We start from the raw sequence: 4,928 nt of genomic DNA, 5'->3' as shown, positions 1-4,928 counted from the left end.
CAGAGCCTCCTTGTTCGGCGTAAAACAGCTGGCCGAACGATTCCGGGCAGCGCGAATAAGCCGCTGCGGCAATACTGTTCAGCGTTGCCGCATGGCTTCGACGCCACCACAAGACAATTCGGCGAATGCGCGGGGCACAACGACACCCGCGCGGGATCGAAACAGAATGCGCCCCGCTCGCGCCTAGCTCTTGATCGCTCCTCCAACGTCCGCTGCCGCGGTGCGGGCGCCGCGGCGGTGTCAGCTACATCACTCGGATGTGATCCGCAGTGCGAACACTAGGCGCTTCGTTAATAAAAAGGAACTTTTTGCACTAAAAAAAGTTGGTCGGCCGTCCAGCGTGTTCAGCTGGGCCGACGCAGCTGGGCAAAGCTGTGTTCGCGACCACAATTCGATCGCGGATGTGAGCCACAGCACTTTCGGATGTGCAGACTATGAGCGCGAACGTTGCATCCGCGTTGCATCGGCGCCCAGCCGCCGATCGAGCACCCGAATCTTGGCCTCGATCTGCGCATACAGCGGCGAATCGCGATCTACGGTCGCGCGATACGCGACCCAGGCCGCGGCATCGTCGCGCCCCTCGGCACATGCGGTCCACCGGCGCAGCACCGCGGCTTCACCGGATCCGAGCACCGCGGCGCGCAGCCGAACCCGAAGTTCATCGCGGATATCGATAATTCCCGGCGCGGTAGAGCGCGGTAGCACCGGACCCGCGTACAGCCGTAATGCGGTGTCGACATCACCGGAATCGAGCGCGGCGCGCAGCGCCTCGATATCGGTCGCGATATGCACCCGCAACCGATAAGGGCGCGAACCGAATACATTCGGGCCGACCACCGCGCGCAACCGCGACATGGCGGCGCGGATGGTGCCGTTGTCCAGATCCGTGTCATCGAGCAGCAGTGCGAGATGATCCGCGCCGAGCCCCTCCGGATGCTCGGCGAGCAGCAGCAGAATCTCGGCGTGCCGCTGCGACAACGGAACTCGATCACCCGCGACGGTCAGCAGCGGCTGTCCGAGCCCGAGTGCATCCAGACCCCATCGCGGCGCCGCGATTTCGCCGGTCGAACCCACCGCCCCGCGCTGACTCGCGCGCATCGCGGTGAGCAGCAGATCCATTTCGGCCGCGGTCGAGGTCGCCTTCACCAAGGCCAGAATCTCCGGCTTCGCCACCCGCACGCCCCCGGCGATCATCAGCACCCCGACCAGCCTGCCGTCGGGATCGTGCACCGGCGCGGCGGCACCGGTGATCTGATGCATCCGGTGCAGAAAGTGTTCGGGCCCATGGATCCACGCGGCCCGCCCGGTGCGCACCACCAGGCCAACGGCATTCGTGCCGATGCGGCGTTCGCTCAGATCATCGCCAGCGCGCAGCCCGATCTCGGCGGCGGCATCGATCTGATCGGGATTGCCGTGCACCCACAGCACCCGGCCGAACTGATCGGCGACCGCGACGATCAAACCCGTTCTGGCCGTGTCCTGTACGAGCAATTTGTCGATCAGCGGCATCAATGCGGCAATCGGATGCGCGTCGCGGTAGCGCTGCAGATCCGCGCCGCGCAGCCCGCGCCCGTCGAGCGGATCCATCGGGTCGACACCGCCGCGCACACTGCGCAACCAGGATTCGAGCACGACGGGACGCAGCAGACCGGCAAGCTGCGACAGCTGCTCGCCACCCGCGCTAAGATATCCGTGTGCTTGTGCGGCATAGGCTTCCAGTGCGCCGAGCTGAGTGCCGGGTTCGACGCCGTGCCGTGGGGGCCGCCCACCTGCAAGATTGCTGACCATTTGCCTTTCTTTCCGCCCCAAACTGTACCGGCGCTCACAACTCAGGCAAGGACGGTTGCCTTCGTTTGTCCGCCAGCTCACACCGCGTTCAGATCTCGGACAAATGTGACCTACCCATCTTCATCGATGCCTAGGTGAGGTATTCGGCGACGCGTTCGGCAATCAGTACCGTCGTCGCCTGCGGACCGCGGCTCAGCGGCACCGGAACAACGGAAAGATCCACCACGGATAAACCGGTCGTGCCGTGCACGCGGCATTGCTCGTCGACCACCGCACGCTCATCGTCGGCACGGCCCATTCGGCAGGTGCCGGACAGGTGTTGCGAAGTAGCCAGATTCGCGTACTGCCACGCATCATCCGGTATCGCTTCCGGCGTGCGCACCGTCGGTATCGCGTGCAATATCTCGCGCGCCGAGCCAACCCCTTCCTGTAAACGAATCCGATCCGCCGCCTCGGATAAGTAGCGGTAATCGATGTGCGGCGGCACGGTCGGATCGGCGGAGCGGAGGCGGAGCACGCCCTCGGAATGCGGACGCATGAGCGCCACACCCAAACGTCGGGTATACGGGGTAAACGTTACGGCGTACGGACGGATTTCGACATCGCCGAGTTCCAGCACGTATTCGAGCGGGATGCCTTCGACAGCCGGGGGCGAGGGATCGAAGCGGTAGTCGATGCCGATCTCCGGATGGTCGCTGAACCCCGCACCGACGGGCGCGGGATGCACAACCGGAATATCCAGGGCCCGCAGCTGTTCCGGATCGCCGATGCCCGAGCGCAGCAACAGCGCCGCGGATTCGATTGCGCCCGCGCACAATACGATTCGATCCGCGTCGAGTGTGCCCGCCTTGCCCCTGTGCACGTACTCCACCCCGATGGCCCTTGTGCCGTGGAAACGGATGCGGGTCACCAGCATCGCACCGGTCACCGTGAGATTCGGCCGCGCCAGCGCGGGCGCGAGATACGCCGATCCGGTGTCGACCCGCCTGCCGTGCTCGATATTGCACGGCACCGGCCCGAAACCATCGGCCGGACCCGCGTCGGGCAGTGCGTTCAGGTCGGAAATCAGTGGCAACCCGATAGCTGTACAGGCCGAGGCGAATTCGCAGCTCACGGGTGCGGGCGCGGTGGCGCGACGCACCGGTATCGGGCCCGTCGCGCCGTGTCCCGGCTGGTCGCCGAAATCGTGATCGCGCTCGAGTCGGCGATAGCCGGGCAGTACCGCGTCGAAGGACCAGCCGTCGAGTTCCTTACTCCACGCGCCGAAATCCGCGGCCGTCGCCCGCACGAAGTAGCCGCCGTTGACCGCACCGGATCCGCCGATCACCTTGCCGCGCACGATATTCCCGGTGACCGCACCGGCCAGTGTCACCGGATACCGCCACACCCAGGGGGATTCGGGTCCGATCGGCATCCGAGTCGCATCCAGCAGTGCCGCCGGATCGGTCGGCACGGGCCCCGCCTCCACCAGCCGCACCCGATGATCCGGGTCCGCGCTGAGTCGGGCCGCAAGTACACACCCGGCCGTACCACCACCGATGATCAGAGTGTCGATCATCTACACATCAGCTCATCGGGTGGTACCGCCATTACACGTTCGATTCAGCTCCGGGGCGTACTCGGCTTGAGCGATTCCAGGCTGCGCGCGCGGAATGCGCCGAGCCACAAGCCGGTTCCGTAGGCGATATCGTCCATCCGCTTGTAGGCCAGGTAGCGGAACGGGTCGAGCCCGCCCGCGTCACGATGGGTGAACCAGTCGGCCAGACCGTCCGCGACCGCCATGGTGACCGCGATGCGCCGGACCCGCCGGGACAGAATCATCGCCAACATGGTGACCGGCCAATAGTGCCGACACATCGCCGAGGCCAGTCGCCAGATACCCGCGAAATAGCCGCGCGCCAGATAGATCGCCGCGATCCGGGTCGAGTTGTCCAGTCCGGTGAACACCCGGCGTAGTCGGGCCAGCGCGGTCACCAGGGTGATGAGCCCGCCGAGCAGTCCCCACTTCGTCAGCGTGGCGAACAGCATGGTCGCGACCACCGTCCAGAACGGCACCGACAGCGGCGTCACCATGCCCGCGTGCCGCTCGCCGAGTGGCGCGGCCCCGGTGCCGTAGAACAGCTTGCGACCGAACCAGGCGCGGAACGAGATTCGATGATCATGCGCGACGTGCGCCGCTGGCTCGTAGCGCAGCCGCCACCCCGCCTGCTCCAGCCGCCAGCACAGGTCGACGTCCTCGGCCACCTGCATCGTTTCGTCGAAGCCGTCCTGCGCGAGCAGCGCCCTGCGGCGCACCAGCATGGCGGCGCTCGGCACATAGGAGACCAGTCCGCGCGACTGAACGGCCGATTCGCGGCGCCCGAGATCGAGCGACGAGCGGGTGTGTTCATAGCGCGCGAGCGCGTTCGACTCCGGATCCAGCGCCACGATCCGCGGCGCGACCAGCGCGACCTCCGGATCGCTGAAGTGTCCGAGCATCACCTCGAGCCAGCCGCTGCGCGGGACCACATCGGAGTCCAGGAAGGCGACGAAGTCGGTTGTCGCGGCCCGCAACCCGGCATTGCGCGCGGCGGCCGGGCCCTGTCTGCGGTCGTGCCGCAGCACGGTCACCCGGCAGCGGGTGCCGCGATTGCGCGGGATCTCGACGGGCAGATCCGAACCGTCGTCGACGACGATCACATTGTGTCCGCGCAATGCCGCGAGCAAGCGGGCGAGGCCCTCGGCATTGTTGTGCAGCGGCACGATCACGGTCACATCGTCGAGGGACGGCAGCAACCGGGGTCGCGGATTACCGACGCCGGAGTCGAGCAGCCGTCTGGCAACAACGGCGGACTTCGGGCCGGTGACCTCGAGGTACCCGTCGCCGATCATTTCGGCGGCCTCCGGGGCAAGTCGCAGCAATCGGGCGGGCGAACCCCCGATCAGGATGCGTCCCCCGGAGTATGCGCGTACCCGTGGATCGATCCGCACCCCGAATCCGTCGGGCAGGCGATCATGGCGCATTCCTGGCATGCTAGGCGGTGATTCGCGCATTGGCACCATCAGTCCGGAAAAAAGGACGGAATTCCGCACGAATCCGCCCGTGCGGCGCAAGAACTCCCGCCGAATCGGGTCTCCGGCGGGTCGCAAGCGACTCGCCG

3 protein-coding genes are annotated in these 4,928 nt (G+C 66.5%); all 3 read right to left on the bottom strand.

Going from position 1 to position 4,928, the window contains the following annotated elements:
- Positions 1–432: 432 nt before the first annotated feature.
- The 3 genes from NA5_RS09085 to mftF all read right to left on the bottom strand — a co-directional run bounded on the left by NA5_RS09085 (position 433) and on the right by mftF (position 4,791).
- Positions 433–1,788, bottom strand: a complete 1,356-nt coding sequence (locus NA5_RS09085) for a GAF domain-containing protein (protein WP_062983904.1) — start codon at positions 1,786–1,788, stop codon at positions 433–435.
- 130 nt (positions 1,789–1,918) lie between these two features.
- Positions 1,919–3,346, bottom strand: coding sequence for a mycofactocin dehydrogenase MftG (mftG, locus tag NA5_RS09080; RefSeq protein WP_062983902.1), 1,428 nt, complete (start codon positions 3,344–3,346; stop codon positions 1,919–1,921).
- Between the two features lie 44 nt (positions 3,347–3,390).
- Positions 3,391–4,791 (bottom strand): mycofactocin biosynthesis glycosyltransferase MftF, encoded by a 1,401-nt coding sequence (gene mftF / locus NA5_RS09075; RefSeq protein ID WP_062983900.1) that lies wholly within the window; start codon positions 4,789–4,791, stop codon positions 3,391–3,393.
- Positions 4,792–4,928 lie beyond the last annotated feature (137 nt).

The sequence above is a fragment of the Nocardia anaemiae NBRC 100462 genome, assembly GCF_001612725.1.
Classification (GTDB): Bacteria; Actinomycetota; Actinomycetes; order Mycobacteriales; family Mycobacteriaceae; genus Nocardia; species Nocardia anaemiae.
This window is presented reverse-complemented; position numbering and strand designations above follow the sequence as displayed.